This window comes from Armatimonadota bacterium, assembly GCA_016125185.1.
Lineage (GTDB): Bacteria > Armatimonadota > Fimbriimonadia > Fimbriimonadales > Fimbriimonadaceae > Fimbriimonas.
In genome coordinates this window covers 763,030-779,149 of sequence record WGMG01000006.1, presented here as the reverse complement: position 1 = coordinate 779,149, position 16,120 = coordinate 763,030, and the positions used below count along the sequence as shown (strand labels likewise).

At 55.4% G+C, this 16,120-nt stretch carries 17 protein-coding genes; 10 read left to right on the top strand and 7 right to left on the bottom strand.

Translation table 11 applies throughout. The features are described from left to right. Nucleotides 1–65: 65 nt before the first annotated feature. A complete protein-coding gene (locus GC165_11530; GenBank protein MBI1333497.1) occupies nucleotides 66–1,094 on the top strand; it encodes a hypothetical protein in 1,029 nt (342 codons plus the stop codon). A gap of 8 nt (nucleotides 1,095–1,102) precedes the next feature. Beyond that, nucleotides 1,103–2,179, top strand: coding sequence for a hypothetical protein (locus tag GC165_11525; GenBank protein ID MBI1333496.1), 1,077 nt, complete (start codon nucleotides 1,103–1,105; stop codon nucleotides 2,177–2,179). Nucleotides 2,180–2,414: 235 nt separating this feature from the next. Here the strand turns inward: GC165_11525 and GC165_11520 are convergent, their stop codons facing one another. Beyond that, complete coding sequence (locus GC165_11520) at nucleotides 2,415–2,795, bottom strand: DUF423 domain-containing protein (GenBank protein MBI1333495.1); 381 nt, start codon at nucleotides 2,793–2,795, stop codon at nucleotides 2,415–2,417. A 26-nt stretch (nucleotides 2,796–2,821) separates the two neighbouring features. Between GC165_11520 and GC165_11515 the strand changes: the two genes are divergently transcribed. Next, nucleotides 2,822–3,280, top strand: a complete 459-nt coding sequence (locus GC165_11515; protein ID MBI1333494.1) for a hypothetical protein — start codon at nucleotides 2,822–2,824, stop codon at nucleotides 3,278–3,280. A 53-nt stretch (nucleotides 3,281–3,333) separates the two neighbouring features. On the opposite strand, the gene GC165_11510 is transcribed toward GC165_11515, so the two are convergent. The 3 genes from GC165_11510 to GC165_11500 form a co-directional block, all read right to left on the bottom strand. Next, nucleotides 3,334–4,536, bottom strand: coding sequence for a hypothetical protein (locus tag GC165_11510; protein MBI1333493.1), 1,203 nt, complete (start codon nucleotides 4,534–4,536; stop codon nucleotides 3,334–3,336). Nucleotides 4,537–4,778: 242 nt separating this feature from the next. Then, nucleotides 4,779–6,578, bottom strand: a complete 1,800-nt coding sequence (locus tag GC165_11505; protein ID MBI1333492.1) for a PDZ domain-containing protein — start codon at nucleotides 6,576–6,578, stop codon at nucleotides 4,779–4,781. A 20-nt stretch (nucleotides 6,579–6,598) separates the two neighbouring features. Then, the gene (locus tag GC165_11500) at nucleotides 6,599–6,940 is read right to left on the bottom strand and encodes a hypothetical protein (GenBank protein ID MBI1333491.1); all 342 of its coding nucleotides are present in this window, start codon (nucleotides 6,938–6,940) and stop codon (nucleotides 6,599–6,601) included. A 90-nt stretch (nucleotides 6,941–7,030) separates the two neighbouring features. Between GC165_11500 and GC165_11495 the strand changes: the two genes are divergently transcribed. The 4 genes from GC165_11495 (at nucleotide 7,031) to GC165_11480 (ending at nucleotide 9,954) form a co-directional block, all read left to right on the top strand. Next, nucleotides 7,031–8,074 (top strand): M20/M25/M40 family metallo-hydrolase, encoded by a 1,044-nt coding sequence (locus GC165_11495; GenBank protein MBI1333490.1) that lies wholly within the window; start codon nucleotides 7,031–7,033, stop codon nucleotides 8,072–8,074. A 6-nt stretch (nucleotides 8,075–8,080) separates the two neighbouring features. Then, the gene (locus GC165_11490) at nucleotides 8,081–8,722 is read left to right on the top strand and encodes a YggS family pyridoxal phosphate-dependent enzyme (GenBank protein MBI1333489.1); all 642 of its coding nucleotides are present in this window, start codon (nucleotides 8,081–8,083) and stop codon (nucleotides 8,720–8,722) included. A 24-nt stretch (nucleotides 8,723–8,746) separates the two neighbouring features. Then, entirely contained in the window at nucleotides 8,747–9,163 is a 417-nt protein-coding gene (locus GC165_11485) for a DUF552 domain-containing protein (protein ID MBI1333488.1), read from the top strand. Between the two features lie 182 nt (nucleotides 9,164–9,345). After that, on the top strand, nucleotides 9,346–9,954 hold the full coding sequence (locus GC165_11480) for a GNAT family N-acetyltransferase (protein ID MBI1333487.1): 609 nt from the start codon (nucleotides 9,346–9,348) through the stop codon (nucleotides 9,952–9,954). Between the two features lie 141 nt (nucleotides 9,955–10,095). Here GC165_11480 and GC165_11475 read toward each other — a convergent pair whose 3' ends face one another. The 3 genes from GC165_11475 to GC165_11465 form a co-directional block, all read right to left on the bottom strand. Beyond that, nucleotides 10,096–10,386: a hypothetical protein gene (locus GC165_11475; GenBank protein MBI1333486.1), complete on the bottom strand. Its 291-nt coding sequence runs from the start codon at nucleotides 10,384–10,386 to the stop codon at nucleotides 10,096–10,098. Nucleotides 10,387–10,526: 140 nt separating this feature from the next. Continuing rightward, nucleotides 10,527–11,960: a M20/M25/M40 family metallo-hydrolase gene (locus tag GC165_11470; protein ID MBI1333485.1), complete on the bottom strand. Its 1,434-nt coding sequence runs from the start codon at nucleotides 11,958–11,960 to the stop codon at nucleotides 10,527–10,529. Nucleotides 11,961–12,101: 141 nt separating this feature from the next. Next, a complete protein-coding gene (locus GC165_11465) occupies nucleotides 12,102–12,941 on the bottom strand; it encodes a DUF1080 domain-containing protein (protein ID MBI1333484.1) in 840 nt (279 codons plus the stop codon). Between the two features lie 177 nt (nucleotides 12,942–13,118). Between GC165_11465 and GC165_11460 the strand changes: the two genes are divergently transcribed. The 3 genes from GC165_11460 (at nucleotide 13,119) to GC165_11450 (ending at nucleotide 15,996) form a co-directional block, all read left to right on the top strand. After that, nucleotides 13,119–13,499 (top strand): hypothetical protein, encoded by a 381-nt coding sequence (locus tag GC165_11460; protein MBI1333483.1) that lies wholly within the window; start codon nucleotides 13,119–13,121, stop codon nucleotides 13,497–13,499. A gap of 352 nt (nucleotides 13,500–13,851) precedes the next feature. Beyond that, on the top strand, nucleotides 13,852–14,367 hold the full coding sequence (locus GC165_11455; GenBank protein ID MBI1333482.1) for a hypothetical protein: 516 nt from the start codon (nucleotides 13,852–13,854) through the stop codon (nucleotides 14,365–14,367). A 786-nt stretch (nucleotides 14,368–15,153) separates the two neighbouring features. Further along, nucleotides 15,154–15,996, top strand: a complete 843-nt coding sequence (locus GC165_11450) for a prolyl oligopeptidase family serine peptidase (protein ID MBI1333481.1) — start codon at nucleotides 15,154–15,156, stop codon at nucleotides 15,994–15,996. The last annotated feature ends 124 nt before the right edge of the window (nucleotides 15,997–16,120 follow it).

The following is a 16,120-nucleotide window of genomic DNA, read 5'->3' as shown; positions in this document are numbered from 1 at the left end:
ATTCGACCTTTCGCGTGACTGATAAATAGAAGGGGACAGAATGTCTCTTTTGTGGAGGGTAAATCGTGAAGCTACTTTTGGGTACAGCCGCCACCCTGGCGATCGGCATCGCTGGCGCGAAACAAATTCAGACGATCAAAGGCTATAGCCTCACCGTCAGCAATCGAACTGTCGAGGTGGAAGGCATCTGCAAAGTCTCAGAAGATTCCATCGAATGCTGGAAGCCGGACGGGACCAAAGATAAGGCGATCACCGAGGAATTCATCAAGACCTGCGAAGGCAACCCAAACAACCCGCCACCCCAAGCCCAATTCCGATTCAATCGTAAGAATCGAATCCTCATGCTAAAGTCGGTCACCAAAGCAGCAAAACCAGGAGATCTGCCATTTAGCTATGGACTCGTCTATGCCGACGGCGGTCCGCAAAGTGAAACTTGGACCTCGAATACGATCTTCTCTTCGTACAACGCTTCAGCCACCGGCGATCACGAGCAGGTCGAGCATATTTACCTGTGCGGCAGCTTCGACAAGACGACAGAAACACACCCCCTCCAATACCAGTTCACCCAATTGAACACGGGCAAATCTGTCATCGACTTCAAGAAGAGCACATTTGAGATCAACGGAAACAAGTTCGAGATCATGGACATCTTGGATAATCCGTCCAAACCGCCAACGGTAACCGGAGGCTTTGGATTCAATCCCCAGCCCAATCAGAAGGTGACTTACCTCAAGATCAAGCCTATCAGTCTAGTTGACCCATCTACCATCGTCCAATTGTCGCCCGCAAACCAAAAGGGAGAAATGTACGTCACCTTAGACGAAAAGGGTCACCCCCTCACTGCCGCCGAGTGGCAAAAGCGGAGCCAAGACCAGATTCGTCAGGGCAAAGTCATCGGCGGGCCACAATTCGGGCCGGGCTTCGGAAGAAGACCCATCTCCATGCAAAGTGCTCTCGATCCTACTTACATGAAGCCAGGCACTCCCGTTTACATTCGCTTCGACCTGGACCGAAAGGCAATTCATAAGCTGGTACTGACATCCAACCATCGAACCATCTACAATTTCGACCCGATCTACCTTGACCCCAAATGAGTGGAGCCATGAACAAAAAGCGAACCTTTGCAAGCCACGCCTTGGGCCTCACATTTGTGGCCCTCGCCCTATCTGCGGTGGCCAATCACCAACAGTCCCCTGGCCTTCCCAAGTCCTTCGCCGAGAATGGGCTTCCACCTCAAGCTGGCGAACACGTCGTCTCGAATAACGAAGTCGACCTAGGAAACCATCAGTTTGGTATCGAGGGCGTCTGCAAGGTAGAACCGGATTCGGCCCTCTGCTGGAAACCCGATGGCTCGCCCAACGAGCATTTGACCGACTCTCTGAATCGAGGGATCAAGAGCCAGAACCAAGAATACCGAACGTTTTCAGTCGTCATCGGGAAGAAGAATCGGGTCCTCGTGACCCGTGAGCGGCGGGAGAACTCCGGCACCTCACTTGGCGATGGAACTCCGATGAATCCAAACTATTCGAAGCCGGGCTTTGCCGAGGGTTGGGGTCGTTACGGCGGTACCACTTTTTGGGCTTCTGCCAGTGACTTCGATGGGTCGAGCACATCTTGGAGCACGATGGGAGGAGCCTTTAACAAAGATACGAAGGAATTTCCTTTCCGATATGTCGTCACTCATCGTGACGACAAACCCCATCAGATTCCGCTCCACCCCGGCCAATTCGAGGTCGGAGGCAATGTCTTCGAAGTGATCTCAATTTCCGAGCACAAAACTGGGAAAGATGGGCCATTTTATGGTGAACCGGCCAACCCGATTAAGCCGAAGACCGACATCCAGGTTAAAGTCTTTTCGGTCGCGAATCCGATGAAGGCATTCTCCGCGATGTATGCCGACGGCAAGGGGAATCCCATTTCGTACGTCGACAAGGACGGAAATCCTGTGAATGACAAGATTGTTCAGGAGTGGATGAATCACCATCAGTCGGGCGGAAGGCCGCTGGCATCTCCCTACATTTACGCCAACGGGATGTCATTCGACCCAATGTACCAACAGCCAGGAGCCATCCTCAATATCACGACGTATCTGCGAAAAGATCTCTGTACTTCGCTCCTGGTCACCGAAAGCGAAAAGGAAATCTACGTCTTTGACCACATTAAACTCGACCCCAACTAGCGATGTTGTCATGTCGAGTTGACATCCTCCCTAAGCGCATAAGTTGCATTTCGAGCCAACCAACAAACTCCGGTTGTATCTAGCACAAGGGCTGAAGGCCCGCCTCAAATTAGCCCAGTCCGAAGGGCTGGATTAGCAAGTCGCATAAGAAAAAAGTCCGAGGAGCGTCTTGTCCGCCAGAGCCTGCGCGAAGGCGGAAGCGACCCGGTCGTTACGACCGCGCATCTCGGCGGTGTTAGCCTGGTTCGGCGCCCGCCCGAAACAGCTTCACCGCCAATATCAGCCACCCAATAATCAAACACAACCCGCCGATCGGCGTGATCGCCCCCAACACTCGAACCTGGCTCAACACCAGCGCATATAGGCTCCCGGCGAAGATCAAAATCCCCACGAGCCACAGCCACGCCACCATCCGAAACTTCCCTTCGCGATCCCAAAGGCACAGTGCCAACAGCGCAACCGAATGCACCAGATGGTAGTGTGCGCCCGTCTTCCAGATGTCCAAATCTTTTGCGCTCACCTTATCGCCCAAAGCATGGGCTCCAAAAGCCCCCAGGATCACGGCCAAACCGCCCAAAAGCGCGGCCAACGCTGCAAATCGGTTCGAATTCACTATCCCAAAGCTTACCGTCCGGGACTAAAATGAACCAGATGAAAATCCGTTTGTTCGCCGCCGCACCGCTCGCATTGGCCCTCATCGGCGGCATCGTCAGTGCGCAACAACCGCTCAAGGCGTCGCCATCGCAAAACATGGTGGTGATCGTCGACGGAAAGCAGATCGACTTCGGCACAAACGGGGTCCGCGTCATGGGTGGCCGAACTTTCGTCCCCTTCCGGCCGCTATTCGAGTACATGGGGGCCGAGGTCGAATACGATGTGGTGCTGAAACGCGTCACCGCCACCAAGGACAATAACGAAGTCCAACTCACCATCGGCGAACGAATCGCCCGCAAGAACGGAGCCGAAATCATGATGGAGGCGCCGCCGCAGATTTTTAACTCCACCACCTACGTGCCACTCCGCTTCGTCGCCGAATCGCTCGATGCCAAGGTTGACTATGATGGCAAAGCAGGCGTCATCACGATTACCACGGGCCAATAAACAGGAAGAGCCGGCGCGAAGGCCGGCTCGTGAGGTTCAACTGAGGCTAGTAATCAGTTTTTGATGGTGACGCTGTTGTCGCCGTCGCTCAGGGTGATCGTAATGCTCTTCGGCATCTCTCCCTTCGGGTCATTGAACAGCATTCCCTTTTGCTCGTCGGTGAGGTCCGAAATCTTCAGGTAGCCCTGTTTCTTCATCGTCTCCTTTTGCGCCGAGCTTAGCGACTTCAGGAACTTCGCGGCGTCAATCTTCTTGAACGTCATCGCGCCTTTGAAGGTCTTCATATCCTTCAGTTCCTTAAACGCCTTGCCGTCAAATTCGAACGTCTTTCCGTCCATGCCCTTCAGGTTCTTTCCATCGAATTGGAACACCTTCGGGTCGATCGTCATGTCCTTCCACTTCGAGCTGTCGAACTGAAATGCTTTGCCATCCAGCCCCTTCAAAGCCTTCCCGTCGAATTGGAAGACCTTGGGGTCGATTTGCATCCCTCTCAACGCCTTATTGTCGAACTGGAACACCTTTGGATCGATCGTCAGACCCTTCATGTCCTTGTCGCTCCACTGGAAGAAGTTATTCGGCCCCATCATCAAGCCATTGCCGGAGAAGAATCCGCCATGACCAAAGATGATCGTCGAGCCTTTCACGTGCCAGCTTCCGCCAAGTGCGTCCGCAACCGACTCAAGCGCCTCCGAGAGCGGAACATCCTTCAGGTTCATCGTGATCTTCGACTTCGGCAATTGATCCAAATTGGCCACGAAGTTCACGTTCTGCTTGCCCAGCCACTTCAGGACATCGCCCGCCGAGGCATTTTCGAACTTAACCGAAACCTTGCGGTCCATGCCCTTCAGGCTCTGCAGCGAACCCGCACCGATAGCCCGCGTCGTGATGATCCGGTTGTTCGGGTTCTGGCCCGCAACCGTGTACTGGGTCGTAGCGATATTGGTCGTAGTTCCCGGAAGGAAGGTCGACGGACTCGCCGTAACGGAGATCGTATCGCCGTTCGTGCTTCCACCTTGGATCGAAAAGCTCATGGTCGCCTGACCGGTGGCAAAGCTTCCAACCGGACAAACTTCCTCTGCCTTCCGCGGGGCAAAGGAGCTCTCGTTGATCGACGTATCGACCGTAGAAGTCGTTGTCGCCGGCACCTCGGCCTGCTTCACGATCGCATACTGACGGTCGATCTGCGGGTCGATCCCTTCCATGTCGCACCCATTCGATAGGGCGGCCATCGCCGCAATTCCATAAATTATTGGCATCTAACCAAGTTCCTCCTGTCGCAACGCCGGAGCGTTAACTACAGTACAGACAGGTTCACCGCATTCGTTCCGAAAACCCCATAAGAATTTTCGAAAATGATGGTCATAGAGAGGGAAAGCCTTTCAGCGCTCCCTCAGTATCGAGGTTCTCGATAGAATTTCGAACCTGTTCCCCGAGATGCTGGGGGCAAAAGCGAGGTCATTGCATTCAAGCGCCAATACAATGACCCCACCAGACCGATTTACCGCTTCTTCGACTCGAACAGCTTGCGCAGTCGCTTCTGCTCCGGCGTTGCCGAGCTGGTCTCGATCACCTTGTACGAGTTGCGCGTCGCCGACGCGACCTCGACCTCGACCTGCTTCGTCTCGCCGTCGGAGATCACCGTCACCGACCACTTGGTGCCGGGCTTCAGGTTTCGCGTTAGGTCGCGAAATCCGCCAAGCAGAGTCCGTCGGTCGCTGCTATTGAACGAGGTGCCGTTAATCTTCGTCACCAAATCGCCCAGTTTGATACCCGGCACTTCGGACGAAATCACCTTCAGTGCCTTGTCGTCTGGGCTCGCTTCGGTCAAGAATGGCGTCTTGCCATAGGTCTCTTCGACCGTTGCCAAAGCCAGACCGATCTTGGCTAGCTGAGCCTCCACTGGCAGTTCGCCAGGGTGCATGATGATCTGGTCGTAGAGCTTTCCACTCTCAGCACCGCCAAATCGCGCCACGAGTTCCCGAATCTTGCCTTCGGTGAATCCCGGTTGATTGTCCTTACAGAGTCGATACAGTTCGTGCTCGACATCGTCAAGCGAGTACTTCCCTTTCGTCTGGTCCAGAATCTCGATGTCCAGACACAGGCCGCACAGCCAACCGGTGTCGTAGTAACTGATCAAGTACCCCTGCGAGTTTCCGACACCGTTCGCTGCCTCTCGAACTCGGAAACTGGCTTCATACGGCGACACGATCTTTCGGTTCGCATTTCGGCGCACCGAAACCACGTTCTGCACCAACGTGCCGTACATCTTGTCGATCGAGTTGTCGAACCGCTCGTTCTTGCCGTACCAGCCATATCGTCCCAAAAGCGTGTGGGCATAGTAGTCCGTAACGCCTTCCAACCACCACAAAGCTCCAGTTTGCGGCAACGTCGTGTAATCGAAGGGGCCAAGGATCTTCGAACGAATCCGCTTCACGTTCCAAAGATGGAAGAACTCGTGGGCGTACACACCCACCACACCTGGACCGACGCCCTGCGCCATCGAAATCTCTGTCGAAGAAAGATGCTCCAGTCCGCCCGCGCCGTCGGCACCCTGGTTAACCGCAAAGTGCCACACGTAGCGGTCGTAAGGCACAGACCCGCCGAAGAAGTCGCCTTCCATCATGGTCACGAACTGGCACGCCTTCTTCACGTAGTCGCGATCGACACCCGCCACTATGGCGGGAGCGCCGCGATATGCGATGTAGTGAGTCTTGCCGTACTGCGTATAGGTGTCCACCGTGTAGTCCCCGTACGTGACCGGGTTATCGGCCAAATGGTCGAACGTATCGATGCTGTACGAAGTGTTCTCAACTTCCGGCTCGATTCCGATCGCGATCGGCGTCGGCTTCGCGAACGCAAATTTCAGTTGGCACGGCTCTTGGGTGCGGCCAACCGGATACATGTAGGTTGCCGGGCCGCCGTAGTGGCCGATCCCGTCGGCAAACTGAACGTTGACGTCGTAATCGACCGTCACCATATCGCCGATGTGAGTCCGCACCTGCCAATTCACAATCTTCGGCAAAGTGCCCGTCTCCACGCGGTCGACGGTCTGATCCACCCCACCGACCGTCATCACCGGCGCGCTAACCCGAGTCCAGTTGTTGGCGTAGCGGTACGAACCCGGCCCCCAGTTCGCCATCTGCAACTGAGTTAACGCCGAGTTGGCTTTGAACTCAAGATGAACATGCAGCTTGGAGGTATCCGGCCCATCGGACACCGTATAGGAGAGCTGGGCGCAAGCATAGGGACCCAGCAAAAGGGCGCCAAACACGGCGCCCGAAAAGGTCAATCCCCTCATAAAGGGAGTTTAGCGAATTCTTACGCGCCCGTGGCGGAAAATTCGTCCAAAACGTCTTCTGTTCGCTCCACGTGCGGGCTCATCGTGTTGAAAACCCCCTGGAGCATTCGTCGCTGGCGACGGCGCTTGAGAGCGTCCTTAGCCACCGTCAGCGCCTGGATCGCGGCCGTGTTCTCCGAACATGCCAGCGGGCCCGACTGGTAGGATTCGAGCTTCGCAATCGCAACCTCGATCACATCCTCCACTTGAACGCCGTTGATTCCAACTTCGGGCGGTAGGCCCTGCTGGAACTTCACGGTCATGAACTCGTTTTCGAACTGGTACGGGTTCTCCTTGATCGCGTTTTTGATTTGCTCAGACATATTCCAACTCCTTAGAAGAATTCTCCCTTAGTCTACGAAAAAAAAGAAGAACTCGTTTTCCACACTCCTTAAGACGGTAAAACAAGCCGAATGAACACGGAATTGCTCAAGGAATTAGTGGAAGGGCACGGCGTCCCCGGTCAGGAAGACCAAATCCGCAAGATCGTCGCCCGCGAGCTAAAGGGCATCTGTGAGCTATCGACCGACTACATGGGCAACCTGATCGCGGTCAAAAAAGGGTCTGGCAATGGCAAAAAGCTGATGCTCGCCGCCCACATGGACGAAATCGGCTTTGTCGTCAAATTTATCGATAAGGACGGCTTCATCCGCATCAACCCGCTTGGCGGCTTCGATCCTCGCCAGCTCAATTCCCAGCGCGTCATCGTCCACACCGCAAAGGGTCCCCTCAATGGCGTCCTGATGTACGGTACCAAGCCCAAGCACTTGCTGACCGACGCTGAAGCGAACGCGGGTCAGAACTTGGACTCCTTCTTCGTCGACGTCGGCCTGGGCGACAAGACCAAAGACGTCGTCACCATTGGCGACATGGTCTCGATGAGCCGCCAAATGATCTCGCTGGGTGATCTCTTTAGCTGTAAGGCCATGGACGACCGCGTCTGCGTCTTCATCATGATCGAAGCCGTCAAGAAGGCCAAGAAGCACAAGGTCGATGTATACGCCGTCGCCACTGTCCAAGAGGAAATCGGCCTGCGCGGAGCCTCTGCCGCCGGTTCGGCCATCGCCCCCGACATCGTCGTCGCCCTCGACGTGACCCTGGCTAACGATATTCCCGGCGTGCCCGAGCAGGATCATGTCACCAAGCTCGGTAAGGGCGCGGCTATCAAGATTCTCGATGGTTCGCTCATTTGCCACCCCAAGGTCGTCGAGCACTTCCGCCAAGTCGCCATCAAGAACAAAATTCCCTATCAAATGGAAGTGCTTCCCCGTGGCGGCACTGACGCCGGTGGAATCCAGCGCCTGCACGGCGGCATCCCCGCCTTCACACTCTCCACGCCGACGCGGTACATCCACACTGTCAACGAGACGGTGCACAAAGACGACGTCAAGGCCTGTATCGACCTCCTCGCCAAGTACATCGAAAACGCCCACGAGGGCAACTACTCGTACGAATAAGCCCGAATGAAGGCCCGGTACCAAGCCGTTCTCGACGAGATCGCGCGCAATTGCGATCTCGTCGGGCGCGACCCGGCGAGCGTCACTCTCATCGCCGCCAGCAAAACCCAGCCCGCCGATATTGTTCGGAAACTGTACGATCTTGGCCATCTCCATTTCGGCGAGAGCCGCCTGCAAGAACTCATTCCCAAAGCCGAAACTTTGCCGCCAGACATCGTATGGCACTTCATCGGCAAGCTACAGAGCAATAAACTGCGCCGAGCCGCCGAAATATGCGACGTTATTCACACCATCGAGACCGAGTCTCAGGTTAAGGAAATTAGTAAGCTTTCCAAACCAATTCAGGTGCTCATCGAGGTAAATACTGCGAATGAACCACAAAAGTCTGGAATTTTAGAAAAAAGCCTTGACGAATTCCACAACTGTGTCATACAATCTGACCTAGCAATATTCCGAGGTTTGATGACCATCGGTCCGATTGTTCGGGAAGCGGAGGATTCGCGACCTTACTTCGAAAAGCTTCGAAGGTTGAACGAGAAAGTCGGAGGCGATTGGCTCAGCATGGGAATGAGCAAAGATTTTGGCGTGGCCATCCAGGAAGGAGCGACCCACGTCAGAGTTGGAACCTCTCTCTTCGGGGAGAGATAAAGAAATTATTTAAGAGAAAGACTCATGGAAGAGATGGTACAGGACAAACCGTCCATTATCGGCAAAATCGCCAACCTGTTTACCCGCCAAGACGACGAGTTCGTCGACGACTTCGAACCTGAAACCATGGATCAGCCCGTCGTCATGTCGCCGATGCGGCCGACCCACCGGTACACCATCACGGTTCGAAAAGAGGTTATGAACTTCGAAGATGCCATGGCCACCGCCAATGGCCTCAAGCATGGCGAACAGCAAATTTTGAATCTCACCCTTCTGACTCCCGAAGTGAAAGACAAGGTCCTGAACTTCCTTTGCGGCGTCAACTATGTCCAAGAAGGAACTTGGGAAGAACTCGGCCCCGATGTTTATCTCATCGCCCCGAAACAGGCTTTAGTCGAAGTTGCTCCGGCAACGCCACGAATGAACGCGCTCAAGAATTAACGAGAAGCGCGAGCCCTTCCTCCATTGCCCAGGACGCGCACGACCTGGGCTTTTTTGCGTCTGAACCTCACCCCTTTGGTGTTTGGGGAGAGGGAGGGTCCGCAACAAAGCTTGCCCTTGTAGCAACCTTTGGGTAAAAAGGGATTGAGGGGCAACGGAAAAGATAATCTTCCAACGTCGACATGAAGGAATTCCTCAATTCAGTCAAGCGAGCCCGCTACGCGAAACTGCGCCCAACGAAAGAAGCCAACCTCGTCGGTCTACGTGAGCGAGGAGAGGATCTAAGCAAAGCCGTCTTCCGTGACGTCACCGCCGAGGACATTCCCAAACTCGCCCAGTTGCATGTCGTAGCTTGGGCAGAAACTTACCCCGACGTGAAACGCCCTCCGACCTTTGCCATCCGCGAATATCAGTGGATCGAGCAGTTTCAAAGCCCGCAAACGAATTGGTTCGCTGTGGTGATCGAGCTCGACGGCGAACTGATCGGATTCACGAAGGGCAAAACATACTCCAGCGCCGAGCGGCCAGAGTTCACCGGTGAAATCAACAAGATCTATCTGCTTTCGCAATACCAGCGACTCGGATTGGGAAAGCGGCTGGTTCTCGAGACGGCCGAACGGTTCTTGCAACGAGGAATCGACGCAGTTGTACTCTTCGGCGAACCCAGCAATCCGTCGATCGCGTTTCACGAAGCGATCGGTGGCGAGCGTTTGCTAAACACGAAAGGCGGATTCGACGGCGGCTACGGGTGGACCAACCTTCGCGAATTGATCGAGAGACTAAAGCAATAGCAACTGCCTCGGCCACCTTCAGTTGAGGCCAAATCGCCCCCTAACGATTCATCCTCGCGTTTAGTCTTGCGGACCTGGAGGTGCTCTCTCTCCCGCCATTGCCCAGGACGCGCACGACCTGGGCATTTTTGCGTCTAATCCTCACCCTTTTTTAGTCGCAAAGTAGGCTGCCGCGACCATTAACAGAAAGGCAATTCCGTGGTTCGTCGTCGGCTTTTCTCGAAAGAGCACGAAGGCCACGACGGAAAACGTCGATAGCGAGATGATTTCCTGAATCACCTTCAACTGAGTGGGATTCAATGCATCACTGCCGATACGGTTGGCCGGAACCTGAAAGCAGTACTCGAAAAAGGCTAATCCCCAACTCGCGAGGATAGCGATCAATATTGGGCTACTTTTGTACTTGAGATGCCCATACCAGGCAAAGTTCATAAAGACGTTCGAACAGAGCAGAAGCGCAACGAGAATAGCGACCTTTTTCACCGGTCTGAGTCTATCTCAGCCTTCGTTCCGAACTCGATGGGAAACAGCGCGACCCTGGGGAAATGTCATTTCCCCAGGGTCAAAATACGCTAGCCGCCCACCGGAGGAGCCGGCTTTGGACCTCGCGGCATCATCCCGTCCGCGCACGCAATGTTGAACGACGTCACCGCTGCCGCCGTGCTCGACTGAATCATGTATTTATTGATCGCCGCTTCGATCTTGTCGTGCTGAGTGTGGTGAACGTAGTTATAGTCGCTCACACCCGTCTCGATCGTAAAGAAGCCGGGAACGCCCACCGCATTGAAGCTCGCGTGGTCGCTTCCGCCTCCTTTCGGCATCTGTTCCTGAGCCCGAAAGATCATCGGCAGATCGGCAAACGCCTTGTTCAGCACATCCATGGAGGGCTGGAACATCGACCGCTGCGTCTCCAGACCGACGAAGCCACCCCAGTAGTTCGTTCCGCCATCATCCACCAGCACGCAACTGATCTTATCCATCTCCGCCTCGTGGTCCTTCACGTATCCGCGCGAGCCGAACAGCCCCTGCTCCTCGCCCGACCACAGAATGAACCGGATCGTCCGCTTCGGCTTTGCGCCCGAAGCCATCAGGATTCGCGCCGTCTCCATCGTCACCGCCGAGCCGTTGCCGTTGTCGAGCGCACCCTGTGAACCCGGTCCGTCCCAACTGTCATAGTGACCGCTCACGATCACCACTTCATCCGGCTTCTCGGTTCCCTTAATTTCGGCCACCACGTTATTGATCGCGATCGGCCCCTTGCGGAAGCTCTGCTTGATGTCGAACTCAAGCTGAACCTTCTGCCCTGCCGTCATCGCGCCGGTCATCGCGTCGTAGTCGCTCTTCCGAACGATGATGCTTGTCTGCGTCGGAAGCTTGTCCCAGGTGATGTTGTAGTTGCCAAACGTCACCACCAAATCATTTCGCGAAGGGGTGATTGTCCCAAGAATCCCAGCCTTGAACGCCGCCTCGATCACCAAGGTACGCGGGTCGGGAGCTTGAGTCTCGCCGCTCGCCGATGGACGTCGCCGCGGCAAGGCCGAGGACAGCACGAGCCACTTTCCTTTATAGTCAGACTTATGCGCCGTCAAGTCGTCCATCGACTTCGGCTCCATAATCGCCGTGCCCTTCGTCAGCCCCCTCGTGCCCGGTGTCCAACTCGGCGTCGTGAACTGCAGCTCACGCGAAAACGGGGCCGTCATCCGCCCCACATGGCCCGACATGGCTCGATCGAAGCCGACCGGCCACTCGCCCCACTTCTCCAAGTGAACGTTCGTACAGCCATAGGACTTAAACTGCTCCATCGCCCACGCCTGCGCTTTCTCAAGCGCCTGCGAGGACGTCAGCCGTGCGCCAAATTGACCGCAAAAAGTCTCTAGCGTCTGCCGAGCCTGGTTGCGAACCATTCCTTCGTCGAGAATCTTGTCGATGGTCGCCTGGTCCCCCTGGGCCAAAGCGGTTCCGCCAATCGCGGCGGCTAGGATTGCAAAACTCAATCGCCTCAACATGCGGGCATGTTACCACCGCCACCGCCATTCGGAAAAGCCAGTGAAGAGGGACGCTCAAAGCCGATCGCAATTTATCGAACGAGTACTCCCCTCTCCCGAATCTTGAAATGGGAGAGGGCCGGAGGTGAGGGCCAGATCGCCCTAACCGATGCTATTCATCGCCCGTGTGTACACCTCGGCATGCGGACCAATTTCCCGAATCCAGATGTTGCGATATCGCACCGGATCGCCATGATCCTGCAGTTCCAGTGCACCCTTCGGCCCATGCGGCTCATACTTGCCCACTTGCCGGTGCTGCGTCGAGCCAATCAATGGCGTCGCGTGCTGAACCAACACACCGTTCAGGAACACCGTCGCCAGCGCTGGGGTCACCAGTTTGTCACCATCGAATCGCGGACCCACGAACACGATATCGTATGTCTCCCACGTACCCGGCTTGCGGCAAGCGTTTACCAATGGCGGCGTCTGGCCGTAGATCGACCCCGTCATACCGTCAGCGTAAGTCTTGTTCTCAAAACAGTCCAGAACCTGAATCTCGTATCGCCCAAACAAAAAGATGCCCGAGTTACCGCGTCCCTGGTCACTTCCCTTCGGTGGATTTGGCTCACAGAACTCCACATGAAGTTGACAATCGCCGAACTCGTCTCGCGTTCGAATATTGCCGGTTCCGCGTGTGGACTCAAAGTACTCGCCGGGCGCAACCTTCCACTTCGCAGCGTCTTCCCCGCTCTTCCACATCGAAAGATCCTTGCCGCCAAACAGCACCACCGCATCCGAGGGAGCCGCGCCCGCAACCGCACCCGGAGTAATGACCGTCGGCTGGGGCCGCTTGCTGTCGTGAACCCTCCAGTGACCACCAGGAAGCATCGGCGTATCGTCGTAACCTTGTGCTTCGGCTCCTCGACTGACGAGACCGCCTAAAAGAAACCCTCCGGCAGTGGCGGAAAGACGAGAAAGGACATCGCGACGGCTGAAACCCATGATGCTCGGGAGCATACATCCAAACGGCCCAAGAATGGAGTACTGAGCCGCCATTTTTGATGTGTAAGAATTTAGTACTTTAGTTACACTTCAATCTAAACCGATTTACTTTTAGTACCGAAGAATCCACTGGGAGCGCCTCAATGAGCAAGCGCTGCCCTTTCAAGGAAAATTAACATGAACATTTCGGGCTTACAAACAGCCGCCGCCGCTCAGCAAGAGACGAAGCCGCGACCTTTCCAGGCGCTCGCATCGGCTCTGAAAAGCGGTGACTTGGCCGGAGCACAAAAGGCATTTGCCGACATCCAGGCCAAGCGACAATCCAAGCAAGGAGCCAAAGGCAACGACAACGACGCCGACGATCAGAATTGGTCGGCCCTGAGCTCCGCACTCCAGTCGGGCGACCTCGCGGGCGCGCAAAAGGCTTTCCAGTCAATGCAGACCCAGATGTCGCAGGCGCACCAGCATCATCACCACCACAAGGCGGACGACTCCAGTTCGACCAACACCAACGCCGTCAACCTCTCCGGAAGCCTTTCCGTCGATCTTTCGGCTTAAATCACCTGCACTAACCCTGGGCCGCCCTTCCGCCGAAGCAAGCGGCCCTACTTCTTGCCTAATTCTCACCCTGAACAAATTGATCAGAGTCGAGTTCGTAGCGCCGACTAAAACCCAAGTATTTAATCAACCCTTAGGGCGTCGTAGCAAAGCGAAGACCCCTGGATCTGCACCGCACCGTTTAGAGTTCAAGGAGTCCCGAGAATCGGGGCGACCCGGGCGAAGCCCCGTCGCCACCAACGGCAAAGGGCTAAATTTCGCCAAACCTAATCACATTCAATAGATTGACCGACAATCAATCCGGGACCTAGCATTTTTACCGATCTTCGCCCCGCCCGAAAAGGAGACGAAAATGAACATCTCGAGCTTAGTGGCCGTTGGCTCCAACCAACAAGACAAGGATAACACGCTCGCGCTTCGACCTCTGGCGAACGCCTTGCAGAACAACAATTTGACCGCCGCCCGCACCGCCTTCGCGCGACTTCAGAAGAGCGGCTCCAACCGAGGACCGCTTCCTCCCAACCAAGTGAATAACGCAAACCCGATGTCCACCATCGGAGAAGCCCTCCAGGTTGGCGATCTTGGCACCGCAAAGAAAGAGTTTGTGAACATGATCTCGCCCACTAGCACCAACCAGAAGGGCTCCTCAGCAGGACCTCTCCCGGGAATGAGAATCCTTCCCGCTGGCTCCGGTTCCAACCAGAAGGGCACCGAAACCGATCCACTTCCCGGAATGCGAATTCTTCCCGCCGGCACGGGAAGTATCTCCGGCTCGGACGCCGACCAGAAAGGTTCCCCCATCGGCCCCTTGCCGGGTGACCGAATCTACGTCGCCGGCGACCCGGGCGGCATCGATCTTTCGGCTTAGAGCCGTCTAGCGTTTTCCGCCTGCCTGATCAGGCAGGCGGAATTTCAATCTTGGCATTGTGCCCCAAGCATAAGCCGTTATTCCTGGGTATGCCCATGCCAAGAGGGTGAGATTCCTCCTATCTTTGAGAATTACCAAATAACGAATGAACCGACCTGGCATTCATGTTGTCAGGCAAGGCGAAACCCCAGCGCCAGCGTTGGGCGTAATCGAAACCAAAGTAGTTCTCTCGGGAATTGGGCCAAAGGAAGAGGGAAAGCCACCAAAGTGTGATCGACAACGAGTTGAGTCCAAAGTAGAGCAGGGACTCAGGCCTTTCCCTCTTATCGATCATCGCCTATAGCTTCCGCTTAATTCTATGCCGAAACGAGTTCATAGTGTTCGGAGGCTAGGATTCGTCTGTACAACTAAAAGCGTACGAAACACATATCGCGACCACCTGAAAACGCTCCTTCCTCAATTCGATCTCTACCCTTATCCCACATGTTATATCCGTACATGCCAGCGTCATCGGCACAGTCAACCGAACCTGCGTAGTCATAACCTTCCTTTTTCAAGACAGCTTGGAGTTTGTCTTGATCGTCACACGACATTCGAAAAGCGTGCTCTCTAGAATCCCATTGAATGGAAATGCCTGAGTCCTTGACGAATTGAGGGACCCGATGACGTGAAACAAAGAACGTTGCGACGACGCCGAAGATAAGGAGAACCACGACACGCAATCTTTTGCGCGCAACAAGCACAATTTCACTCTATCACAACTTTGTTCTTGTGTAAAATCCCGCCATGTTTGGCACCGTCGCTCTCAGTCTCATCCTGGCCCAATCCGACCTCCAATCTGGACAGTCTTTCCCGCTCTGGAAAGACACCCCCTACGCCAAGGGCACGAGCGCGAACGACATCCCGACCCTGACCCCGTTCCTCCCCGAGAAGAAGTCCAACACCGCCATCGTCGTCTGCCCCGGTGGTGGATACTACATGCTGGCCGACCACGAAGGACACGACTATGCCGAATTCCTTGCCATGCATGGCATCACCGCGTTTGTGCTTCGCTACCGCCTCGGACAATTTGGCTACCGCCACCCCGCCATGCTCGCCGATGCCCAGCGCGCTGTCCGCACTGTCCGCTCGATGGGCTTCAAAACGGTGGGACTCATGGGCTCCTCGGCCGGTGGACACCTCACCGGAACCGCCTGTGTCCACTACGACTTCCCTGCCTACGAGGCTAAGGATGACATCGACAAAATCAGCGCCCGCCCCGACTTCGGTGTGCTTTGCTACGCCGTCCTAACCTTTAACGCTCCGTACGGCCACACCGGCTCACGAGATAATCTGATCGGACCCGACGCCCCCAAAGAGCTGATGCACTTTATGGATTTGCCCAGCCAGGTCACCAAAGATACTCCGCCCTGCTTCATCTGGAGTACGACCGAGGACACAGTGGTGCCGTCGCAGAACTCAGAGATGTTCGCCGACGCCCTCCGAGACCACAAGGTCCCCTACGAACTCCACATCTTCCAGAAGGGCGGTCACGGCATCGGCCTCACCGTCAAAGCACCGTATACCAACCCCCACCCCTGGGCAACGGACCTCCTGTTCTGGCTGAAAGCCAATAATTGGAATAACTAAGCTAGCATTGTTAAAAACATTAACAACCTGAAGCACAATTCTCTCGGCTCAAGGTGACAAAGCGATAAGGAGTCAGTATGTTGAAAAAGCGCACTAGCCACGCTACTACCCGGGGGGAGTCGCT

What these genes read in the sequence shown, in the direction of transcription:
- GC165_11500 (MBI1333491.1), bottom strand. Translation starts at nt 6,940, where the DNA reads ATGTCTGAGCAAATCAAAAACGCGATCAAGGAGAACCCGTACCAGTTC.
- GC165_11495 (MBI1333490.1), top strand. Translation starts at nt 7,031, where the DNA reads ATGAACACGGAATTGCTCAAGGAATTAGTGGAAGGGCACGGCGTCCCC.
- GC165_11455 (MBI1333482.1), top strand. Translation starts at nt 13,852, where the DNA reads ATGAACATCTCGAGCTTAGTGGCCGTTGGCTCCAACCAACAAGACAAG.
- GC165_11460 (MBI1333483.1), top strand. Translation starts at nt 13,119, where the DNA reads ATGAACATTTCGGGCTTACAAACAGCCGCCGCCGCTCAGCAAGAGACG.
- GC165_11470 (MBI1333485.1), bottom strand. Translation starts at nt 11,960, where the DNA reads ATGTTGAGGCGATTGAGTTTTGCAATCCTAGCCGCCGCGATTGGCGGA.
- GC165_11510 (MBI1333493.1), bottom strand. Translation starts at nt 4,536, where the DNA reads ATGCCAATAATTTATGGAATTGCGGCGATGGCCGCCCTATCGAATGGG.
- GC165_11505 (MBI1333492.1), bottom strand. Translation starts at nt 6,578, where the DNA reads ATGAGGGGATTGACCTTTTCGGGCGCCGTGTTTGGCGCCCTTTTGCTG.
- GC165_11480 (MBI1333487.1), top strand. Translation starts at nt 9,346, where the DNA reads ATGAAGGAATTCCTCAATTCAGTCAAGCGAGCCCGCTACGCGAAACTG.
- GC165_11525 (MBI1333496.1), top strand. Translation starts at nt 1,103, where the DNA reads ATGAACAAAAAGCGAACCTTTGCAAGCCACGCCTTGGGCCTCACATTT.
- GC165_11450 (MBI1333481.1), top strand. Translation starts at nt 15,154, where the DNA reads ATGTTTGGCACCGTCGCTCTCAGTCTCATCCTGGCCCAATCCGACCTC.
- GC165_11465 (MBI1333484.1), bottom strand. Translation starts at nt 12,941, where the DNA reads ATGGGTTTCAGCCGTCGCGATGTCCTTTCTCGTCTTTCCGCCACTGCC.
- GC165_11485 (MBI1333488.1), top strand. Translation starts at nt 8,747, where the DNA reads ATGGAAGAGATGGTACAGGACAAACCGTCCATTATCGGCAAAATCGCC.
- GC165_11515 (MBI1333494.1), top strand. Translation starts at nt 2,822, where the DNA reads ATGAACCAGATGAAAATCCGTTTGTTCGCCGCCGCACCGCTCGCATTG.
- GC165_11490 (MBI1333489.1), top strand. Translation starts at nt 8,081, where the DNA reads ATGAAGGCCCGGTACCAAGCCGTTCTCGACGAGATCGCGCGCAATTGC.
- GC165_11475 (MBI1333486.1), bottom strand. Translation starts at nt 10,386, where the DNA reads ATGAACTTTGCCTGGTATGGGCATCTCAAGTACAAAAGTAGCCCAATA.